The organism is Methylotuvimicrobium sp. KM1, assembly GCF_044788715.1.
In the GTDB taxonomy this organism is placed as follows: domain Bacteria; phylum Pseudomonadota; class Gammaproteobacteria; order Methylococcales; family Methylomonadaceae; genus Methylotuvimicrobium.
This window is the reverse complement of sequence record NZ_CP173170.1, coordinates 2,356,099-2,378,196: the sequence shown is the minus strand read 5'-3', so window position 1 is coordinate 2,378,196 and position 22,098 is coordinate 2,356,099. Positions and strand designations below refer to the sequence as shown.

The 22,098-nt window shown below is 44.9% G+C and carries 21 protein-coding genes; 4 read left to right on the top strand and 17 right to left on the bottom strand.

The window, feature by feature from the left end; translation table 11 throughout:
• Positions 1-32: 32 nt before the first annotated feature.
• Complete coding sequence (locus tag ACINK7_RS10115) at positions 33-458, bottom strand: ATP-binding protein (protein ID WP_404361229.1); 426 nt, start codon at positions 456-458, stop codon at positions 33-35.
• Positions 459-466: 8 nt separating this feature from the next.
• Positions 467-805: an STAS domain-containing protein gene (locus ACINK7_RS10110; RefSeq protein ID WP_341328712.1), complete on the bottom strand. Its 339-nt coding sequence runs from the start codon at positions 803-805 to the stop codon at positions 467-469.
• A gap of 704 nt (positions 806-1,509) precedes the next feature.
• Between ACINK7_RS10110 and chrA the strand changes: the two genes are divergently transcribed.
• Positions 1,510-2,844: a chromate efflux transporter gene (gene chrA / locus ACINK7_RS10105; protein WP_404361228.1), complete on the top strand. Its 1,335-nt coding sequence runs from the start codon at positions 1,510-1,512 to the stop codon at positions 2,842-2,844.
• Here chrA and ACINK7_RS10100 read toward each other — a convergent pair.
• Positions 2,834-3,223 (bottom strand): C40 family peptidase, encoded by a 390-nt coding sequence (locus ACINK7_RS10100; protein WP_404361227.1) that lies wholly within the window; start codon positions 3,221-3,223, stop codon positions 2,834-2,836. The two genes, chrA and ACINK7_RS10100, sit on opposite strands and share 11 nt — an antisense overlap.
• Before the next feature lie 567 nt (positions 3,224-3,790).
• Between ACINK7_RS10100 and ACINK7_RS10095 the strand changes: the two genes are divergently transcribed.
• Positions 3,791-4,153 (top strand): hypothetical protein, encoded by a 363-nt coding sequence (locus ACINK7_RS10095; RefSeq protein WP_404361226.1) that lies wholly within the window; start codon positions 3,791-3,793, stop codon positions 4,151-4,153.
• Between the two features lie 86 nt (positions 4,154-4,239).
• Here ACINK7_RS10095 and rplI read toward each other — a convergent pair whose 3' ends face one another.
• The 6 genes from rplI to ACINK7_RS10065 form a co-directional block, all read right to left on the bottom strand.
• The gene (rplI, locus tag ACINK7_RS10090) at positions 4,240-4,686 is read right to left on the bottom strand and encodes a 50S ribosomal protein L9 (RefSeq protein ID WP_404361225.1); all 447 of its coding nucleotides are present in this window, start codon (positions 4,684-4,686) and stop codon (positions 4,240-4,242) included.
• Positions 4,687-4,743: 57 nt separating this feature from the next.
• Positions 4,744-5,643: a hypothetical protein gene (locus tag ACINK7_RS10085; protein WP_404361224.1), complete on the bottom strand. Its 900-nt coding sequence runs from the start codon at positions 5,641-5,643 to the stop codon at positions 4,744-4,746.
• A 16-nt stretch (positions 5,644-5,659) separates the two neighbouring features.
• Positions 5,660-5,887 (bottom strand): 30S ribosomal protein S18, encoded by a 228-nt coding sequence (gene rpsR, locus ACINK7_RS10080; RefSeq protein ID WP_341328708.1) that lies wholly within the window; start codon positions 5,885-5,887, stop codon positions 5,660-5,662.
• A 24-nt stretch (positions 5,888-5,911) separates the two neighbouring features.
• Positions 5,912-6,349 (bottom strand): 30S ribosomal protein S6, encoded by a 438-nt coding sequence (gene rpsF, locus ACINK7_RS10075; RefSeq protein ID WP_014148141.1) that lies wholly within the window; start codon positions 6,347-6,349, stop codon positions 5,912-5,914.
• 523 nt (positions 6,350-6,872) lie between these two features.
• Positions 6,873-7,595: a dienelactone hydrolase family protein gene (locus tag ACINK7_RS10070; RefSeq protein ID WP_404361223.1), complete on the bottom strand. Its 723-nt coding sequence runs from the start codon at positions 7,593-7,595 to the stop codon at positions 6,873-6,875.
• A 392-nt stretch (positions 7,596-7,987) separates the two neighbouring features.
• A complete protein-coding gene (locus ACINK7_RS10065; RefSeq protein WP_404361222.1) occupies positions 7,988-8,470 on the bottom strand; it encodes a low molecular weight protein-tyrosine-phosphatase in 483 nt (160 codons plus the stop codon).
• A gap of 1,183 nt (positions 8,471-9,653) precedes the next feature.
• Here ACINK7_RS10065 and ACINK7_RS10060 point away from each other — a divergent pair.
• Positions 9,654-11,399: a methyl-accepting chemotaxis protein gene (locus tag ACINK7_RS10060; protein WP_404361221.1), complete on the top strand. Its 1,746-nt coding sequence runs from the start codon at positions 9,654-9,656 to the stop codon at positions 11,397-11,399.
• Between the two features lie 625 nt (positions 11,400-12,024).
• Here the strand turns inward: ACINK7_RS10060 and ACINK7_RS10055 are convergent.
• From ACINK7_RS10055 to ACINK7_RS10020, 8 genes are all read right to left on the bottom strand, one after another.
• The gene (locus tag ACINK7_RS10055; protein ID WP_404361220.1) at positions 12,025-13,866 is read right to left on the bottom strand and encodes a V-type ATP synthase subunit A; all 1,842 of its coding nucleotides are present in this window, start codon (positions 13,864-13,866) and stop codon (positions 12,025-12,027) included.
• 10 nt (positions 13,867-13,876) lie between these two features.
• Positions 13,877-14,563, bottom strand: a complete 687-nt coding sequence (locus ACINK7_RS10050) for a DUF2764 family protein (protein ID WP_404361219.1) — start codon at positions 14,561-14,563, stop codon at positions 13,877-13,879.
• Positions 14,560-15,249 carry a hypothetical protein gene (locus ACINK7_RS10045; protein ID WP_404361218.1) on the bottom strand — a complete coding sequence of 230 codons (690 nt, stop codon included), beginning with the start codon at positions 15,247-15,249 and terminating at the stop codon, positions 14,560-14,562. Before ACINK7_RS10045 ends, ACINK7_RS10050 begins: the two co-directional genes overlap by 4 nt.
• Before the next feature lie 11 nt (positions 15,250-15,260).
• Positions 15,261-15,710, bottom strand: a complete 450-nt coding sequence (locus ACINK7_RS10040) for an ATP synthase subunit C (protein ID WP_014148134.1) — start codon at positions 15,708-15,710, stop codon at positions 15,261-15,263.
• Positions 15,710-17,506, bottom strand: coding sequence for a V-type ATP synthase subunit I (locus ACINK7_RS10035; protein ID WP_404361217.1), 1,797 nt, complete (start codon positions 17,504-17,506; stop codon positions 15,710-15,712). Before ACINK7_RS10035 ends, ACINK7_RS10040 begins: the two co-directional genes overlap by 1 nt.
• Positions 17,507-18,109 carry a V-type ATP synthase subunit D gene (locus ACINK7_RS10030; protein WP_404361216.1) on the bottom strand — a complete coding sequence of 201 codons (603 nt, stop codon included), beginning with the start codon at positions 18,107-18,109 and terminating at the stop codon, positions 17,507-17,509.
• Entirely contained in the window at positions 18,090-19,451 is a 1,362-nt protein-coding gene (locus tag ACINK7_RS10025; protein ID WP_404361215.1) for a V-type ATP synthase subunit B, read from the bottom strand. The genes ACINK7_RS10030 and ACINK7_RS10025 overlap by 20 nt, the downstream gene beginning before the upstream one ends.
• A gap of 503 nt (positions 19,452-19,954) precedes the next feature.
• A complete protein-coding gene (locus ACINK7_RS10020) occupies positions 19,955-21,103 on the bottom strand; it encodes a DUF484 family protein (RefSeq protein WP_404361214.1) in 1,149 nt (382 codons plus the stop codon).
• Positions 21,104-21,542: 439 nt separating this feature from the next.
• On the opposite strand from ACINK7_RS10020, the gene ACINK7_RS10015 reads away from it, so the two are divergent.
• On the top strand, positions 21,543-22,082 hold the full coding sequence (locus ACINK7_RS10015; protein ID WP_404361213.1) for a hypothetical protein: 540 nt from the start codon (positions 21,543-21,545) through the stop codon (positions 22,080-22,082).
• The last annotated feature ends 16 nt before the right edge of the window (positions 22,083-22,098 follow it).

Genomic DNA, 22,098 nt, shown 5'->3' with positions numbered 1-22,098 from the left:
ACATACATTTGATCAACAATTTGGGACGATAATTATCGTAGGCTTTTTTTAATTTCTAAAACGTTGGCTTCTTCCATTCGCGTATAAGTGACCGAGTCCATCAGTGTCTTAATAAAATAAATACCCATTCCGTTTTCCTTCGGATTATCGAAATCCGGAATCGGCACTGACTCGATATCAAAGCCTTGTCCATGGTCGAAAACTTTAATATCGAGTTCGTCTTCCTGTATGTGAATCGTAATTCTGACACAGTCCTTCGGCCCTTTATATTTAGAATGTTTAATTGCGTTTGTTGTCGCTTCGGTTAACACAAGGTTCAATTGATAAGCCAACGCATCTCGATCACCGGAATAATGATCCAGCTCTCTACCGATCCGCTCCCCGATGCTGCCGATCAAATCCAGGTATTTGGTTTGTGTCGGAATAATTACATCAACCTGAATATCCGCACTTTGCATAAAAGCCTCTAAGATTCACTGGTGGTCGCTTCGTCCAAATCATTATAAATTTCGAATACCCGATTCAGTCGGGTCAATTCAAACATAGACAACACTTGCGGCTGGAGGTTCGACAAAGCTAATTTACCCGATTTTGCAGTCGCATGTTTAAATCCCGCCAGCAACGCACCCAGCCCCGAACTATCGATAAACTTGACCTGTTGTAATTGCACGACGATATTAGGTTCGCCTTCTTCTATCATATCGATAATAAATGCTTTTAAATCACTCGAATTGTGAGCATCGATCCGTTCTTCATTGATGTGAAGGACATTGAAACCGTCTAATTGTTGCTGCGTTAAATTCATATTTTTAATATTCTTTAATCAAAAGTAGTCGAAAATTGCCGATTGTAGTAGTTATACCCATCGGAGATCAAAATTCGGCACCGGGGTGCCCGTCAAAGGACGCCGTGAATACATCCATGTAGGCTCTATGCCAGCTCCATGCTGGCAAAGCCTTTGCCGAACACCCCGGTGCCTCCTAAGGCACTGCCGAAATTTGAAGTGCGAAAGGTATATACTCATCGTAGATCAAAATTCCGCATCGGGGCAGCAATTCTCAGTTTAAGAAATTTTGCCGTATTCAGGGTGAGGAGTCTGTTAAGCGCGAGTGACCGCCCCTTCAAAAAAGCGCATAGTTCTACTCCCTTTATACTCAAAAAATGGCTAACTTTATGAAGGTATGGGGTGTGGCTAGCGAGGATGTCGGCAGCAGGGCAGATTTTTGCTCCTGCAAAATCTGCATTCACGCCATCCCTGGCGCTCGATAGCTGCCGTCAAGCCTCCATAGATGGGTTTACCCAGCACCTAAATTCGATAGTTCATTGGCTATGATTAGCTATCTAGGATAATTTAGGTGCTGGGTGAACGGCGGTCCTCAATAAACACATCCCATACCTTTTATTCTTAGACGGTTTTTCGATCAAATGGGATTAGGAAGTTATATATGACGACATCGTAATCTGAAGCACTTTGCAAATCAAGAGACTCAATTCACTTCGGCAATCACATTGAACAAGAATATCGACACGATTCCTTTTAAACAAGCACTTTGGTATTGGTTTAAACTCGGCTTCATCAGTTTCGGCGGTCCGGCCGGCCAAATCAGCATGATGCATCAAGAGTTGGTTGAAAAAAGAAAATGGATCTCCGAACACCGCTTTTTGCATGCATTGAATTATTGTATGGTTCTACCCGGCCCGGAAGCCCAGCAATTAGCCACATACATCGGATGGTTGATGCATGGTGTAAGCGGCGGTATTGCCGCCGGAGTTTTATTCGTACTACCTTCGCTGTTTATTTTAATCGCTCTGACTTGGAGTTATTTGGTATTCAACGAGGTTCCCGCCGTATCCGGCATACTCTACGGTATTAAACCAGCTGTCACCGCCATTATCGTTTTCGCCGCCTATCGAATCGGTTCCAGGGCGCTAAGTAACCGATATCTTAAACTGATTGCAACACTTTCCTTCTTCGCCATTTTCGCATTGAATATTCCGTTTCCCTTGATCGTGCTTGGTGCAGGCATCCTAGGCTGGCTCGGCGCGCATTATTTTCCGAACCAATTTCATATATCCGAACATCCTGTGAACTCTATAACATCCCATGGACCTGCCGTTATTGACGATCATACGCCCATGCCTGACCACGCTAAGTTTACGTGGTCAAAAATCTATAAAACCGGTTTGACCGGTTTCGGGATTTGGGTAAGCCTGATTATAGTATTGCTGATCAACTTCGGTCGACACAGCTTATTGACACATATGGCTTGGTTTTTTACCAAAGCCGCTCTATTAACCTTTGGCGGAGCTTATGCCGTATTGCCCTATGTTTATCAAGGAGGAGTCGAGCACTTTTCTTGGCTGACCGGCACACAAATGATGGATGGCTTAGCATTGGGCGAAACAACTCCCGGACCGTTAATTATGGTCGTTGCGTTCGTCGGCTTCGTCGGCGGTTGGAATCATCCGGTGTTCGAACCTGACAGTTTAGCTTGGTCCGGCATCGCCGCGGCAAGCATCGCAACGTTATTTACTTTTTTACCGTCGTTTTTATTTATATTGATCGGCGGGCCTTTAGTCGAAGCCACTCGCGACGACCTAAAATTGACTGCACCGCTCAAAGGCATTACTGCCGCCGTGGTCGGAGTAATTTTAAATCTTGCGGTATTTTTTGCTTGGCACGTTCTTTGGCCGCAAAACCTGAATGGGTCTTTTGATCCGTTTTCCGCATTAACCGGCATAGCCGCTTTCTTACTGTTGTTTAAATTTAAACGTGGAATTGTGACAGTAATCGGCTTAAGTGCAATTTTGGGATTACTTTATTCGTTGTCCATTACGAACTGAACACACGCACCGATTTCCAATATCTATCGGACCAGTATTGATTATCCAAACTGGAAATCGCAACTCCCTTGATCGTCGAGACATGCAAGAATCTTCTTTGCTCGATATATATGCCGACATGATGTTGTTGAGGCCCCGTATTAAAAAACACCAAATCTCCGGTTCTCAATTGTTGCTGCGGTATAGACTTACCAGTCTGAGCTTGGCGGTCGGATGTTCTAGGCAAATGAACACCTAACTTTTTTGCGAATGTCAGATAAACAAAACCGGAGCAATCGATACCGGATTTCGAAAGCCCGCCATATTGATAAGGAATCGACGCCCATTCGCGGTAATGGCCATAGAGTGTTTGCTTTAATGCCGCTTCGGAATCGGGCATAGTAGCTATTGAGGAAGTTTTTTTCTGACCTCCCGAACAAGCAGTTAACAGCGCGAGCGCAAAAACTAAAACAATAATTTTTAAATCACTAGTTAAGAAGCGCATAGGAAAACTCATATTGATTACGATAAAATCATTATATTTCGGTCAATTCTAGCGCAAACTTAAAAAATATTATGCAATATAAAATCCGCTAATCGTGTAGAAGACTTTCGAATATGCTCAAGACAAACTGAAATTGGAGGGATTCAATCGCGCAATTTCAATATTAAAGATGCTTTAATTAAAGCTATGTTCGCGTTAATAGTTGATACCCATTTGAGAATAAACCAAAGGATATAGCTCTAAATAACTTGCTTTATTCAATATTGAGCGGATCGTTGAAAGGAGGGTACGGTTGCTCGATTGGCAGGCGTCGGCGGCAGGGAAAGCAGCCGTCAAGCCCCCATGGATGGGTTTACGGCGTTCCTCGACAGGCATACCCCGCACCCTGAACACGGAGAAATTTCTCAAACTGAGAATTGCTGTTACTCTTCATGGTGAAATGCTTTTTCTAGGTTAAAAGTTATGATCAACAATTATTCTAAAAAGGTTAAACGCGAGTTACGAGAATTAGCTGCACAAGCCTATGAAAACGAACTTGCTCTTGAGCTCAAAAAACTGGAGAAAAGTTTTGCTGAATGGCGCAATGGTTCGATTAGCAGTGGCGAATTGAGTCATCGCGTGCATCGTCATGAAACAGGCGCATCAAAATCTCTATATAAAAAATATAACTACGGAGATATTCATCTTAACGTTGCTTATGCGATTGTAACAGGCATCGTTGATGAACAAGCGGCATCGGAGGACTTAAAAAAAGCCATTGCCTCATTCATTAACTTTTACCAAGTTGCGAAAGACGATGGTGATATCAAGGCACCGGAGCATTAAACCGGTGAACGGTGGGTGGTATAAGACTAATGATTAAAAGGCAACCAAGGCAGAAAGGTCCTGCCTTGGTTAAACGAACTTGAGATTTATTCGGCTGCGACAATCAATTTAACGGTTGCAACAACATCCGAATGCAAATCGATATCGATTTCATACTCGCCGACTTGGCGAATAGCCCCTTCAGGCAACCGAACCTCATGTTTTTCAACCTTTGCACCGGCTTCAGTTAATGCATCGGCAATGTTTTGAGTACCGACGGAGCCGAACAATTTGCCTTCGTCTCCAGCTTTATGTGTAACGGTTACCGATAGGTTATTCAATGCTTCCGCTCTCGATTGAGCCGCCAAATATTTCTCGGCGGCCGCTTGTTCTAATTCGGCCCGGCGCGCTTCGAATTCAGCTATTTTTGAAGCGGTTGCGGCAACGGCCTTGCCTTTCGGCAATAAAAAGTTTCTACCGTAACCGGATCTTACGCTGACTTTGTCACCCAGATTGCCTAGTTTTGCAATTTTTTCAAGAAGAATCACTTCCATCGTTATCTACCTCTGTTTCGGCTATTACCGAATTATTGTGCGCCATCAGGCGCCGGATTATTTGGAAAATTTATTTCGTAAGTTCAACCACGCATCAGCCAGGCCTATACCGGCAACCGGAAACATGACATGAGGTATGATTAATAACGTGACGTAAAACATCGGTACCAAAAAACGCCCGGAGCTCAACCTTGATAACATCAAATGCAATACAGCAGCCCCGATGAAGGTATAGAGCACAAACAATAGAATTGTGATATTCCACGCGACTTCCGAAAATATGCCGCTGTCAAACCACGCAATTGCTATTACGATGATGCTACCGATGGCCAGACGAGGATGGGTACTCAAGGACAAGTATTCGGCCCTGAAGCCTCCGGGATTATAGAGTATCGATTGCCACCATCTGCCTAAAAAAAGCCCAAATAAAAGGCTAAATATGGTGCCTGCAGCAACGACGCCTGTCATATAATGAGCCATGGCCTGAACCGATTGCTCGATATTGTCAACAGGAACATCCGGCGATGACGCCATCATTGGCTTAATCATCTGTTCCAGCATCGGCAGCCAAAATTCGGACGGGGAGGATTGATAAAGATAAAACCCTAGCACTCCAAACGCACCGAGCAATATTGCTATTTCAACCGCAAGAGACAAATGCCTGCCTTCTCTCAGAACGATTGAGATAATCCAGATTGGTGACCACATCACCAAACCGTATAGCAGTGCAAATTGATATCCGCCTAAAACCAAAAGGCCCAATGCAGCAGCTGCGGCGCTGGCAAATAATAGCACCCATAGCCCTTCATACGCGCCTCGGCGCAATGTCACCAATGCAACAGTAGCCGAACTTACAATACTTACCGGGGGAATGATCAGCGATATTAAAGCCAAGGTCGATGCAACCATGATGGCCTGCATCCTCCCTCGCATGATGTATTCCGCTAAAAATTTCATACGCCCGGTTTAAATTTTATTTATGTGCGTCGCAATACGGCAATAATGCGATAAAACGCGCGCGCTTAATTGCCGCCGACAACTGTCTTTGATGCTTGGCGCTCGTTCCGGTGATGCGACTAGGAACTATTTTTCCGGTTTCGGTAATATATTCGCTCAAGGTATCGATATCTTTGTAATCGATTTCGTTTGATCCATCCGTACTAAAGCGGCTTAGTTTTTTACGTCTCATGTTACGTGCCATAATATTCTCTCGATTCAATAACGGTTATTCTTCGGATACTGTTTCGTCGGCCTTATCATCTTTTGCCGAGTCTTTGACTTCTTCGGCATCGGAGTCGTCAGCGTCGGCTTTAGCCTTTAATTCGGCCGCTTTATTTTCATCCGCTGTCGAGGTCGCTATTTTAGAAGGCTCGGTAACGGCTTCCTTTCTCAGCAACGTCATGCTCCGCAAAATTGCATCGTTAAAACGAAAACCGCTTTCCAGTTCTTCAAGGGTTGGTTGATCGCATTCGATGTTCATCAACACGTAATGAGCTTTATGAATCTTGTTGATGGGATAAGCTAAATGCCTACGCCCCCAATCTTCAAGACGGTGAATTTTGCCAGACGCAGCCTCAATGGTCGCTTTGTAACGATCAACCATCGCCGTAACCTGAGCACTTTGGTCGGGATGGACTAAAAAGACAATTTCATAATGTCGCATGATTACTCCTTTCGGGAAAAAGCCTTCCATCTCTGTCTTAAGTAAAGATGGTAAAGCAAGGATATGGCACGGAATGCGCCAAAACCGGAAATTATAAATGTTTTATTCATACTAGGCAAGCGATTGCTTATTATCTCAGCAACCCCAGTTTAAGCAATTTCGCCGATCTTAGGCCGTGGGATATGCTTGACGAGGAATACCGTCACCTTGCACCTAAATTATCCAGATAGCCATAGACTATGGAATTTAGGTGCTGAGTAAACCTATGGGGCTTGATGGCAATTCTAATACCAAGGTTGGCGTGAATGCAGGTTTGCATTACGTCATGGATGGCTTGTATTAGGGCACCAACAGTAAGCGCCGTAGGCGATGCAGGGTAGAAAAATGCTCCTGCATTTTCTGCATTCGTTACATCCTTGTAACTCTGCAATTGCCGAAGAGCAAAAAATCCGCCATGTCGCCGACACCTATCAATCAAGCTCCTTCCAGCATTTGTCGAAGTTATTTCATATTCGTCCCTTAGCTATCGCACGAAAACTTCTTGCAAAAAAGCAACCAAACTTTTCCATGAACGCTTATCGGCAAGAGCGTTATAGACGGTACCGAAACCAGGATCGTTAGCCACCGGATTTGTAAACGCATGAACGGTATTACCGTATATATGCATTTGCCAATCAGCACCTGCGTCGGTCAATTCCTTTTCCAATGTCACGACATGGTCGACCGGCACCATCGGATCATCATTACCGTGCATCACTAATACCTTAGCCTTGATATCAACTGCAGACAGATTGGCCGGTGGAATCAGCAAACCATGAAAACTAGCCACACCTTTTAGATCGGCACCGGTCCTAGCCAAATCGAGCACACATAGGCCACCAAAACAAAAACCGATCGCCGCAATCATTTGATCGTCGACCCAAGGCAATAATTTAACCGCCGACAATGCTGCAGCAATTCTTCTTTGCAACATCGCGCGATCATCCATAAAAGGCTGCATCAATTGAGAGTTTTCTTCGACGCTGTTCCCTCGTTTGCCTTTACCGTACACATCCAATGCGAAACCGACATATCCCAACTCTGCAAGCTTTGTTGCCTTATCGGCAACAAATTCGTCTCGCCCACCCCAAGCATGACTAATCAACACAGCAGGACGCCGACCTTTCAATGCATCGTCATAGGCAAAAAAACCTTCTAAAACCGCATCGCCATCCAGATAGTCGACAGTATTCGATACAATCGCCATATTGTTCTCCTCGTTGATTGAATTTATAAATTACACCCATCGTAGATCAAAATTCAGCGTCTCCTCGGGCACTGCCGAAATTTGAAACGCGAAAGGTATATATTTTTCACACATCAGATCTCGGCACCGACTTTATTTTCTGTTTGATTTAAAAACAGTAAAAGGCATGGGATGCGCCTATCAAGAACCACCGTTAACTCAGAACCTAAATTCCATAATTTATTGGCTATGATTAACGATCTTGGATAATTTAGGTGTTGGGCCTTTGACAGGCATCCTAGTGCCGAATTTTGATCTACGATGAGTATTCTTCGACGAACTCTTCGCCGCCTAACGAACGACTCCGCTTTTTTAAGCCAAACCAGTACAACTTGGATTTAAATTTTTCCGGGTCATATCTCGCCTTTCTCTCTTAAGCGATTCAAAAAACCCGCCGCAGCTTCCTCAACCAAATCCAACACACGTTCAAATCCATACCGACCGCCGTAGTATGGATCCGGCACCTCACGTGTACCAACATGCGGCGCATGATCCAACAAATAACTTATCTTGTCCCGATGAACTTCGGGACAAGCTTCAAGCAGAATCGAATAATTGTCGTCATCCATCGCCAGCAAATAATCATAGTCCTCGAAATCCCCATAAATAACTTTCCTGGCTTGCAAATGTTGCAACTCGATACCACGTTCTCTTGCGGCTTTTTGAGCCCTTAAATCCGGCTGTTCGCCAACATGATAGGCATGCGTTCCTGCTGAATCGATTTCGAATAAGTGCCTAAGCCCTTCCTCTTCAATTAGCTTGGTAAACACTCCTTCGGCAGTCGGAGAACGGCAAATATTACCCATGCAAACAAAAAGAACTTTGATTTTTTTCATAGCTGTTCGATCTTTTTTGATTAAAACGCCTTATAGTTTACATTAGCTTGATCACGATTGAAGGATTGAATCCTCTCGACTAATCTTCGATATGAACACCACTATCACTCCCTTTATACTCATAAAAATGACTAACTTTAATGAATGTATGGAGCGTGGCTAGCGAAGTTGTCGACAGGCATGCTCCACACCCTAAATTCCGAGAACATGTTCAACATGGGAATTGCTGGCAATAACTCTTTGGAGTATCGATTTGGTCTCATCCAATTTATACTTTCAAGTCGATAAAAACCGGGCACCGGGAAGCCGACTACTCAGACAAAACCGCAATTTGATATGCGAATGATCCGATTTTTCCGCGAGCATACTCTATACGATGCATACAAGCGATTTCTTCAAACAAACCAACCAAGCTTTACCATCTTCCGCTTATAAAGCATTGAATAATAAATAATAAATATTATAACTCTATATAAAATCCAGTCATGCTTTTAAACGTCGGGTTAAAAACCAGGGTGACTTTTAACTTATGTAGTTCAATATGTTAGCCGATAGGCACTGCATTTATTAAGACTAGTTTAAGATATTTATTTATGATAAAAAATCAATAAAGCGGTTCCGGATTCGTGTTTACGCACCTGATGACTCAGGTTATTTTTATGATTTAATTCATAAAATTCGTTATTTAGCGACATAACCTTACGACGATTAAAGTAAAATACTCATCAGCCGATTTATAAGCTATCCTAATTAACGATGCGATCTTCGCGACCGCTCCATTAAACCGCTCTTTAGATATAAATACGTAATAGAAAGTACTGTAAAAATTAAATTTTTAATGTAACTATTTTCTACGTAAATTACCCTGATCCGATCGAAAAAAGGCCTACTCTATAGGAGGTCCGAGGCGAGACTGTTTTTTAATCATACAAAACCCGCTATTTCGGCAGTCGGATTTGTAATCAGTCCATAGGCAAGTACTTAAGTCGATTAGATTGCAACTTACAATACCGGCTTCGAGCTAATCGGCGCCTCGGGTCAAGCTTGTCCATGAATAAAGAACCTACGTCGAAGAATTACTTTTTAACAACTAAATCCGTAACCAGGCTTGACGGTACGGCCAATTGACAATGCATATCGCATATAATACTTACTCAGGATATGCTGGAGAACAAAAATGATAATGATGAATTGGAACTCTGTTGGCGTTAAAGTAGTGGCTATCACCCTTACGGGACTGGCAATCATAGCTTGCGGCTTATTGGTAACGTACGGGATATCGGAAAAACAAAAACTGATCGAATCCGAAATTCAAAATGCCAAGAACCTGCTATTGGTTTCCGAATCGGTTAGGGAAAATACCAATCAAAAATGGGAAAGCGGTATTTTTTCTGTCGAGCTAGTAAAAATAATGGCCGGCGACAGCATTAACCCCGAACGCAGAGCAAAAATTTTGGCGACGGTCCCGGTTATGAATGCAATGGATGTCGTCGAAGCCAAAGCCAAAGAAGGGAACTTCCGATTCAAAGCACCTCGAGTCGGCGCACGGAACCCTGCTAACGAAGCCGATGCGCTGGAACAAAAAGCCCTTCAGTTTTTCCAAAATAATCCCCAGTCCACTGAATACTCCTACATCGACGAAGAAACCCAAGAAATCCGTTACTTTCGACCGGTAAGATTGGCCAAGCAATGCGAAGTCTGTCATGGCGATCCGGCTACTTCAGGCGAACTATGGGGCAATTATGCAGGAAGCGATATACTTGGTTATCGCATGGAAAACAAACGTGCCGGCGACCTTCATGGCGCTTTTGAAATCATTACACCTTTGAATCGTGTCAATGAACAACTAAGAACCCATGTACTGTACGCAATCGGCTTTACGATTATCACATTGATCGTAATAGGTGCGGCCGGTTATATTTCGATGAACCGCATCATCATTGCACCGCTAACCGATCTGGCGATAAAACTACAGGACATTGCCAGCGGAGAAGGCGACCTCAGAGCCAGGCTAAAAACCGAAGGAAAAACAGAATTTGCTTGGGTTGCGCACAGCTTCAACAATTTCGTGAAAAAAATAGCCAAGACAGTCGACCATATCAGCACGACCAGCGAACAATTGACTCAAGCCTCGCAACGACTTGCTAATATTTCCGAAGAAACCGAACACGGTGTCGATAGGCAACAATCCGAAACCACACAAGTGGCAACTGCAATGGAAGAGATGACAGCCACCGTTCAAGAAGTCGCTCGCAATGCTGTTAAAGCCTCAGAGGCCGCATCAAAAGCAGACGCAGAAGCGTTGACAGGAAAAAATGTTGTGACGGCTGCCGTCGCAGACATTAACCGGTTGGCATCCGAAGTGGAAAATGCCGCGCATGTCATTCATGAACTACAGTCGGATAGCAATAGCATCGGCGAAGTATTGGGCGTCATTCAAGGTATCGCCGAACAAACCAACCTCCTGGCACTGAATGCCGCAATCGAAGCGGCTAGAGCCGGAGAGCAAGGCCGAGGATTCGCGGTTGTCGCCGACGAAGTCAGAACACTGGCAAGCCGCACGCAAAATTCAACGCTGGAAATCCAAAAAACGATCGAACGCTTACAGACCCGTGCCGAACAAGCTGTCAAAGTTATGGAAAACGGCAAAAAACAAGCCACAACCAGCGTCGATCAAGCCGCATCGGCAGGCGAGGCGATCGCCAGCATCAGCGACAAAATCGATACAATCAACGACATGAACAATCTAATCGCGAGCGCCGCCGAACAACAAAGCATGGTCGCCGAGGAAATCAACCGCAACATCAGCAATATCAGCTCGGTCTCCAACGAAACATCGGTCGGCGCTAGAAACACAACGACCGCATGCCGAGAATTGTTGACCTTAGCTAGCCAATTGAAAGAAATGGTCGGTCAATTTAAAACCTAGGAATATACAAAAATATACCTTTCGCACTTCACATTTCGGCAGTACCTAAGGAGGCACAGTGGATTTCGGTCCCCTCACCTAACGCTAGGCGAGGGACTGGCATTGAGCCTACATGGACGTATTTACCCAGACCTAAATTATCTATGTAACCAATCATGGCCAATAGGCTATGGCATTTAGGTTCTGGGTTTACGGCGTCCTGTCAAGCGAGCAATCGTACCCCAGCAATTCTCAGTTTGAGAAATTTCTCCGTTTTCAGGGTGCGGGGTATGCCTGTCGAGGAACGCCGTAAACCCATCCAAGGAGGCTTGGCGGCGGCTAAACGCGAAGGATGGCGTGTATATTAGGGCAATGCAGGAGCAATTGCCGAGGAGCAAAAATCACCCCCTGCCGCCGACATCTTCGCCAAGCACACTCCGCACCCTTTTTTATTCTCAAATTGGGAATTGCTGAATCGCACCCTCTTCCACGATCAGTGTATTGGAAAGCAATCATTGACTATTTCCTAAATGGTTTATTTAGTAGGAAAGAGAACCGTTTCAACTGCTAACGCGATAAAGCGCTAAGTTCACGACATTCTTGGACAGGCATGCTCCACACCCCACTCTAAACTGCGAGAACATGTTTAAACCGGGAATTGTTGATTAGCGGCCGATTTATACAAATTCTCTATTTTAGCGAGTAAATCGTTATATTCGGTTGAACGCCAAACCGCATAATTAAGATTTTTGAACAGTCCGGTCAGCCGAGTAAAATAATCCCGCACATGGTTTTGGTCGGTAAAGCGATACTCCGCATCGACCAACTTGATAATCAGCATAAATATTTCTTTTTGCCGCTCAAGCGGCACCGACACGTCAACATCGTCGAAAGCATCCTGTTGCAGATAGATCATATCGATGAATATGGCTTGCTGATACAGCACAAAATCTTCCAATGTCACGCCTTCTTCGCCGGCGACTTGTATCATTTGATAGACACTGTCGCCCCGAGCAAGCAAGTCCAAAATTTTGGACACGAGCTCAGTCCACCCTGCAATAAGCTCACGATCATACCAAGACCTAAGTTGCTCTAAATAACGAGACCAGGACAACAAAGGATCGACAGCCGGATAAAAACGTTTATAGGCCCGGTCGGCACTAAGTCCTAAAAAAGTCTTGACCGTGCTCAATGTCGATTGCGTAACCGGTTCTTCGAAATTACCGCCGGCCGGCGAAACGGTGCCGATCATAGTCAGACTTCCGGTTCCTCCGTCACGATTTTTAATGACGCCGGCTCGCTCATAAATATTTTTGATCGCCGAATCTAAATAGGCTGGAAAAGCTTCTTCCCCCGGAATTTCCTCAAGCCGCGCCGAGGTTTCGCGCATCGCCTGCGCCCAACGAGACGTCGAGTCGGCCAGCAGCAATACATTCAAGCCCATTTGCCGATAATATTCACCGAGCGTGATTCCTGTATAAATCGACGCTTCCCTAGCCGCAACCGGCATCGACGAAGTATTACAGATAATGATAGTACGGTCCATCAACGACCCGCCGGTTTTTGGATCGATCGTCAACGGAAACTCGGTAATGGTCTCGACAACCTCACCGGCTCGCTCGCCGCAAGCCACTACGATAACAATGTCGACCTCCGAATTTCTCGATATCAAGCTTTGTAAAACTGTCTTACCCGCACCGAACGGCCCGGGAATACAGCCGGTACCGCCTCTGGCAATCGGGAAAAAAGTATCGATCAAACGTAAATGCGTTATCAAGGGATCGGTTGGATATTGACGTTGCACCACATTATTGCGCAGCAATTGTTGCGATAACGGCAAGCGAATCGGCCATCTCTGTTTGAGCGTAATGATTTGCTCTTTGTCATTGGCCAGTTTGATTTTTGCGACGGCCTCATCGACCGTAACACTACCTTCTTGAATCCAAGTGACCTCGACCTCTCCATTGATGTCGAACGGCACCATGATCTTATGGCTGAAGCGTCGCTCCTGAACGGCTCCGATTGCACAGCCGGCATACAGTTTTGCACCGGTTTGCACGCACGGCGTGAATGCCCACTTGGTATTTTTATCCAAAGCCGGCAAATCGACGCCCCGAGGCAAAAAATAGCCGTATTCGGTTGCCAATAAATCGAGGGGATTTTGCAAGCCATCATAGACTTGCCCCAGAAGCCCGGGCCCAAGTTCGACCGACAGTAATTCACTGGTTTGTACAACCGGATCGCCAACACCAACCCCTGAGGTATTTTCATAAACTTGTGCATCGGCACGATTACCATAGATACGCAATACTTCTGCTTTAAGCCGCTCCTTATGTTTAGCTTCGCTTCGGCTCGGCAAAATATAAATGACTTCATTTTTTGTCAGCGGCGTGTCAGCAACCGACTCGATCGAAACAATATCGTCCTGAACAGAGACGACTCTCGCCGACGCTTGATCTAAATCAGCTATCAATTTGCTTTCATTCATCGTAGGGTTTTTATCCAAATTCAATCGAAACGCCTTCCAGTCCGGCCGAGATTAATTCGTCGAAGCGCAGCATGGCATGCTCTTTGTCGTAACTCGACCAACGGTTGATGACATCCCATTTCAATACATAAATAACGACTGCGGGAAAATCGAAATAATGCCCCTGCCCAACTCTCTGATAATGTCGCCAAACCACCTCGAGCATCAGTTTTTCTAATTCCAGTGATCGATCTTGTTCGATTAGTTCACTGGCTTGCCTAACCCAGGGCAATATAGAATCTAACCCGAAAGCGGCATCACGCCAATGCTGTCTAATGAATCGCAACCGATCGCCAAAGCCGTAAAAAGGCATGTCCGGCGCTAAGTTCATGCCGTCCCGCCTTCTTCTAAGCGCCGATAAAATAGTTCTTAATTCCAATCGCCACATAACGATATCTTTTAAAAACGGACTCCTGATCGAATACCAGTCGGCCATACCTTGCTTAACAATGGCTTCGTCATCAAGCTCTTTCATTTTCGACCAATGCAGCAAAGCTTCAATACGCGCCAAATCCTGGGCATCTTCGGCATCTAACAAAGCCAAACGTTTATCTAATTGAATTCGAGAAACCGGAAGCTGGCGAGCTTCGAATAAATCGACCGGGTGGACAGGCAGACTGCTAAGTAACAAGGTATATTTAAAATTCCAGCCGCTCACTTAACGATACCTTGCAATAGCGCTCTAAAGCGAGGTTGCAAATGCTCGAGAAACAATGTCGCGACCGCCTCATCTGTAAAGTCGATCATCATATTGTTCTCTTCGAGCTTGATTACCAAGCCCGTTTTAATTTGATCCGAAACCTCAAACGATACACCTTCCCGCAACAAATCCGATGCAATCGCGGCAGTCAAATGCGATAAGGCACCTTGCTTGAGCTCTTCCGGATTTCTTCGCAAATCCTCGACGCCGACAACGTCTTCGGGTAATTGAAAAATAATTTTAGAATTTTGATCAAGGCCGGTTTTTTCCCGAACACGCCCTGCAAGCGCCAAAATCAACTGTTCGATGAACTCACTTTTCGCCATTTGTTTTCCGACCACGCGCATGACTTCCTGACTGAAGCTGCCGAGCAAAGTATCGCGTAATTTAAGCAACGCATCTCGGCCCGCCAAGCGTAGCGCATCGACACCGGAAGCTTTTAGGGCATCAGCCTCTACACGAGCTTTTTCGATCAATAACTGCGCCTCTTGCTCGGCTTCTTCGATAATCCAAGCCGCACGCTTTTGAGCATTAAGCACGATATCCTCGGCTTTGGCCTGTCCGGCATTAATCGCTTCATCTCTCAAGCGCTCGATCAGCTTCTCAACGCCGCTTGACGCGATTCCCGCTTTTTCCGCTTTCATACTCTCGACTCTTAAGATTGAGGAATTCCGCCGCTGATAACGAGGGCGAAAATAAATGCAAAGACGGCAAAGCCTTCGACGATCGCGGCAGGAGCGACCGATAAACCGAAAATTTCAGGTTTAGCTTTCGAGGCATGAATCGCCGAGGCGCAGCATTGTCCTTGATAAATCGCACTAAACATCAGCGCGAATCCGGCCAAGACGCCTACCGCAAAAATGCCGGAAGCATTCGCTTCGGTAATCGGCCGATTCAGTGTAAACATCACGACAATGCCATATATCACCTGAGAAGACGGCATCGCCGAAACGCCGACATAGCGACCATGCCCGGTTTCGGTATCGAGCATCGCACCGATCGCTGCTTGACCTGCGACCGCACAACCGATAATGCTGCCGATCGCGCCCAAGGCCATCGGGGCGTATAAACCGATCCATCCTAAAATCACTAATACCTCAGCCATCAACGGACTCCTTTTTTGGAAAATGCTTTAAAGGGATAACCTTCATCGGAAACGCTCCAGTTATAAAACTCGATAAAATTCAGACGCAAGCCATGCACTAACCCGCTCATCAGACATAGCATCAGATTCAAGACATGACCGACGATTAAAATCAAAATACTAAACAACAAACCGGGACCGGGTAAAGCATGATAAACCTGCATCGCTAATTGATTGAAAGTCAGCGCTAACGAAGCACTCGCTAAACCCAATGCGAATAAACGCATATAACTGAGTACATCGCCGAATAATTGGGTAATGCCGATCAAGCTCTTAGAACCGTCCAGTAAACGCCATAACAAGTCGTTCCAGCGTTTTAAACCGCGTTCACTACTGAAAAGCAACAACAAAACGCCACCAACGCTCGGCAAAATAATGCCCATTTGGCGCAACAGCACACTATCTATCGCCTCAGACAACCAAAAACAAAATCCGCCAACGACTGCCAACAGCCAGCCGCCAGAGGCCAATGCCGTTAAAGAAGGGTATCGCCGATAGGCTCGAATCGCATTGGCCAACGCAATATGCCCGACACCGACCGCGATCGACAAGCGCATCATGCCATCGAAATCGTTAATATCGATGATCTTTAATGCGGACACTAATCTTTCTTCGGGCGGACTGTAGCCGAAATAACCGCCCGAAATAACGCCCCAGACGAGCGAGATAACCACCGTATTAGCTGCCAACACCCTTAGTCTCCGACCCTTGAGGCTTTGTCCGAGGCGGCGCCATTTGAACAACAATATAAATCCGAAAACCGCGGCATAACCTGCGTCGGATAAAATCATCGCAAAAAAAACGCTAAATGAAAAAAACACCACAACCGATGGATCCCAACCGTAATAATTCGGCGTTTGATAAAAATTTACGATGTCTTCTCCACCAGCCAATTGCCGGGGATTATCAAGCAAGGTCGGAGGATTATCCTCTGGCGACGGGTCTTCGACCAATAAAGCCAAGCCTTGATTATCGGCAAAACGGCGGAATTTATCGACTTGCGCTTCGGGCAACCATCCCTGCAATGCAAACACGCCGGCCTCGTCGTGCGTGATAGTTTGTGCCTTAGTCAAATCCGCTAGATCGAGCGCCTCGCTGAAATGCACTGTCATTAAAGTTATCCAGCGAGTTAAAGACTCTCGTTCGGCTTGTAAATCCTCGAGCGTCAACTCGACCTGACTGAGCTGGCTTTTCAACGTCGAAAGAGGAACGGATCCGGTATGCGTTCTTGCCACCGGCATGCTACTTTCGGGCGGCTCGGATTCGGCAACGACCACGACATAACAATACAAATTGTTTTGGTAAACCGTCTGCCAAATCCAATCACAGCCCTCGAGTTTTTTCATCATTCTTTTCGGGACGATGTAAAACCATAATCGGTGGCCGGCCAAGTGCTCTGTGGCAGGCAAATGAAAATCGCCCCAGGGCTCGACCTCCTCGATTCGCTTTAATAATGTGTCGTAAGTATCTGTATATTCACGGACTTTCGATTTAATAGCCAAAACTTCTTCGGTAACCTTCTCAAGATCGAAGCGAGTACTGTCTCTGATCTGATGTCTTTTGTTTCCGCAAGCGTTCAAATATTTAAGCGCTTCAAGCACGCCCTCAGTATTTTTAGGTACGCCGAACTCCTGATCCGGTGGATCGGTGAGCGGAATCAAATGCAATCCGCCAAATGCTTGCACTTGCTCCAAAATTTGACGCTTATCAGGTAGCATGCCGCAAAATGTAATCTTTTTCAGCTTAACGATTGCCATTTAGACACCCTGTTTAATTCGGATTTGTTTGGTCATTTTAGCCCGGACCACATCGGCTCGTTCGGCATCAGACAGATAAATACGGATTTTGCGTATATTACGCTCCGTTTTAGGAATCAACACCTTATCGAACAAATTAACCTTTTGTGTTACTTTTTTGACTGCCGCTTCTAAAATCATCAAGCGCTGCCTATCGACTTGTTGTCGCAATTTCAATTCCAACATGATCTTTAATCGCACAACCAGCGCATCGACCCAATGCGGCTTAAGATAAGGCGAATAGGCCATCAGCGCCAGATTGTGATTGATCAATACCGGCACATTGACACCGACAATATTTTCTTCGCCTATTTCAACGCCCGAAACTTTAACCAGGTTATTTAAATTAATCTCTCGATAAGACAGCATCGGTAATGTTTCGCTAACTTTTTGCCGGCACTGTTCGATTTGCAGTTCGGTATTTTTGAGCCGTGCCAAGCCTTTTGCACGCTCGGCCATCAACTGTCTTCGCTTGAGATCGAGCGAAGGTAAATACTGTCGATAGCGCTTGAGTTTAGCGCTTTCTTTATGCAATGAAGCCTTATTAAGCGACAGTCTTGCCATAATTTTTCTTCGGGAAATATTTATCGATCAACGCTTGTTTCATCAACAGTTCATTTTCCTCAAAACATTCGGCCAAGGTTTGCCATCCCAAATCCAAGGCCTGCTCCAATGAAATCGAAACATTGATGTCCATGAAACGTTTTTTGAATAATTGTCCGAATCTGAGCAGTTTTTTATCGTAATCGGACAAATCGAAGGCCATTGCCTGCTTTTGTTCGGCATCGACCGAGCCCGCGTAAAAACGGATCATCGTATTCATGATTTGTGCGTGGTCTTCGCGTGTGACCTTACCGATGACATGCTGCTTCAATCTAGACAACGAACCGAACGGATCGAGCATGCCGTCATGCAAATAAAACTGACCCTCGGTAATATAACCGGTATTGTCCGGAACCGGATGCGTCACATCGTTACCCGGCATCGTTGTCACCGACAAAATTGTAACGGAACCGGCACCTTTATAATCGCAGGCTTTTTCGTATCGGCGCGCCAACTGCGAATAGAGATCCCCCATGTAGCCGCGATTCGACGGAACATGCTCCATTGAAATACCGACTTCCTTCATTGCATCGGCATAAGCGGTCATATCGGTCATCAACACCAATACCCGTTTACCCTCTTCGACTGCGAAGCGTTCAGCAACCGCCAATGCCATATCCGGCACCAATAGGCGTTCAACGATAGGATCGGAAGCTAGATTGCAAAACATCACTGTCCTCGCAAAGACTCCCGCTTCCTCGAATTGCGACCTAAAATAATGAAAATCATCGAAAATTAAGCCAAGGCCAGCAAAAACTACGATATCGGCATCGGCCTGAATACCGATTCTAGCCAAAAATGCGTTAAACGGCTCACCCGAAATCGAGAAAATCGGTATTTTCTGACTTTCCACCAGACAATTGAATAGGTCGATCATCGGAACTTGCGTTCGGATCATTTTCGAAGCTAACACTCGTTTCATCGGGTTCACCGACGCACCGTTAATCGTCACTTTCGGGTCCGGTTTAAGCATCGAACCACCGTCCATCGGCCCCCCCGTACCATTAAAAATCCGGCCGAGAATATTCGCCGAATAAGTCACTCGCATCGAATGACCTAAAAACCGCACCGAAGCTGCGGTCGAAATGCCCCGAGTTCCCGAAAAAACCTGCAAAGCCACCTTGCTTCCATCGATTTTGATGACTTGAGCCAAAGATTCGCTGCCGTTGACGTCTTCGACTTCGGCTAAATCCCCGAATCGAGTCGTGATTTCTTGGTTTGCAAAGGCACTGTCAACATTTACAGTAATGATATTACCGACAATGGACAAAATATTGTAATGTCTGACCATATGCTCGATCATGTGTTACCCCGAAAATTAGGCTAAATATAAGCGGATTATAATATTGTAAGATGACATTATGATAACAAGTCTAAGCCGATAAAAAGTCTAATTTTTGACATGTGGCACGGAACAGAGAAGTTATATTGAACGCACAGAGCGGAAGTTGTGATTTTATACTTAGGCTAGTGATAGCTTGGAGGGATCATTTAAGTACTTCAAGAGGATATTTTCATAAACTATGAATAACCGTTCAAAATAGCGAAGTTGTTTTGCAAATGCATGTCAAACTATTCAATTAAGGATTTCGCGATAAATAACTTCCTGGAGCTAAGAGTTCGGCGGCTCGCGTGGCAGGCCCAGGCCAAACAACTAGACTATCCAAGATAGTTAACCATAGCCAATGGACTTTGGAGTTTAGATGTTGTCCGTGTAGGCTAGACGGCGGCTTTCCCTACCGCCGACACCTACTTTTTGACCGAATCCTAACTTCTTATTCTTGATGGTTAAATACTTTTTCTAGGTTAATAGGATACCGCGCTTTCCATTAGCGTTCGGTCAATAATAAAGCCATTATTTTCAATACGATTGCGACCGTTGTGCTTGGCTTGATATAACGCAGCATCGGACGACTCAATTAGCCGCATCGCAATATCGGCTGCGCTCGAAAGTATATGCTTAGATGCCGAGTAAGACGCGGCCCCTATCGAAATAGTCACCTGAATCGGTTTACCATCAAAAACCATATTGAGCGATTCAATCGTAGATCTTATACGTTCAGCGATAGCTATTAATTTACTTTCATTAAGGTTCGACAACAAAGCTACAAACTCCTCTCCACCGTATCGAGCCAGAACGTCATTATTGCGTAGCAGATTTTTTACCGATCCGGCCACTTGCTTTAGAACATAATCTCCGGCTTGATGTCCGTGGGTATCGTTGATTGACTTAAAATAATCGATATCGAGAAACAAACAAGACAATGGCTCACCGCTTCGTTGGCAACGATCGATTTCTTCTCCAAGTCTTTGCTCAAGAAAACGTCTGTTGTTGACGCCGGTCAGTGTATCGATAAAACTGGTCCTGCGCATCATCTCGAAATTGAGATTATTTTCCAAACAAATACTGACCACCGAAATCATATGTTCGATAAAATCAGTTGCCATCGTATCGATAAAGCGTTCCTGCTGAAAGCTACCGAAATTCAACGATCCGAGGTATTTTCCCCGTCGGATTAACGGAATCAATGCGACACTAATAGGCTTTCGATCAGTATAATTAAAAAATTCAGAACATTTTGGATGATAGGCACCGATATATGGCTTTACTGCAAAACCGAAAAGAGTTTTCAGCTGATGACGATCTTTAAGCAACGTCAATTGCCTTGCGGCCTTGATATCGAAACCGTCTTGTATCAAATACTCCGATAATTCGTTTTCTTTATCGACCAAACATAGACTAATGGCATCGAGGTCGAAAAACGCCTTCCCGTCTTCAAGGATATGAATAATCATTTCGGATAAAGAATTTAAGTTAAGCAAGCGTCTTTCAAATGCTTGAAATCGCCTTAAGGCATTACTGTTCTGTTGGACCCGATTGATCATGCCATCTAAATGACTTTGTAATATCGACAAATCGGTCGTTAAATCTTCTTCCAAAGCTAAATCTCTCATTAATAAAAAGCCCTACTCCCCTATTAATAAAACTGTTCGATGTTTTAGCGAAATTCGATCCAATAAGAAAGATGGAAAGATTTAGGAGCCGGAAAAAACTCATCTTTAGGGAACTTGACGGCAGATCCTAACCACGAAGGATGACGGAAATACCAGTTTTGCTGAAGCAAAAGCTGATCTACTACCGTCATTCCCGACAAACGCGCCCAAAACCAACTGAAAACTAGACGTTTTCCACTCGGATAAGGAGTAATAACCATCTCTACAGTTCGCACATTAAGATTAGCAGTAAAATAAAAATTTACGAATGCCGTCATCTTTCTTATTGATATAATTTTTTATAGCACAACTTGTTCGTTGAAACTTTGATGATAACCTGTTAAAGAGGTAAGCTTTGTATGGATACTCTCAGTTTGACTCTTCTTGTGGAGCATGCAAAATGAATAGAGAAACAGACAATTCAGCTAATAGTCTGGACGATAACGTAACTAAAATCGTTGCGTCCATTGATCGTGATGTCGAACGTGGAGAGGACATTGTGATGGCAGGCTTATGTATCGTAATGATGTCGACTTTTTTTGCACCGATAGCGCCTCCGGCAGTATTATTGCCTTTTGTCGCTATTACATTCGCAGTATCGGCGGGACTGGCGCGATTAAATTATCGAAAAATCGAACGGAAATTGACGAATTTCCTAGTGATGATTGAAGAACCGGAACAATCCAAACTCAGACCAATTCAAGCAGCGCTTAAAGCATCGCCCTATGAATCGCTCGGTCAATCTTTTAATCCCTTTAAAAATATCAAGCGTACCTTTAAATCAGTGCTCGGCGGATTATTGATCAACCCGTTGTGGATGCCTATTTTCTATATGATCGGCCTACAAATCGAGGAAGAAAAAAAATTGATCGCTCTGAATCAAGCCGTTATGTCTATCGAACAAGAATCAGTCGATAACCCATATGAGTTTTACGCGTAAATTGCAAATCAAGAAA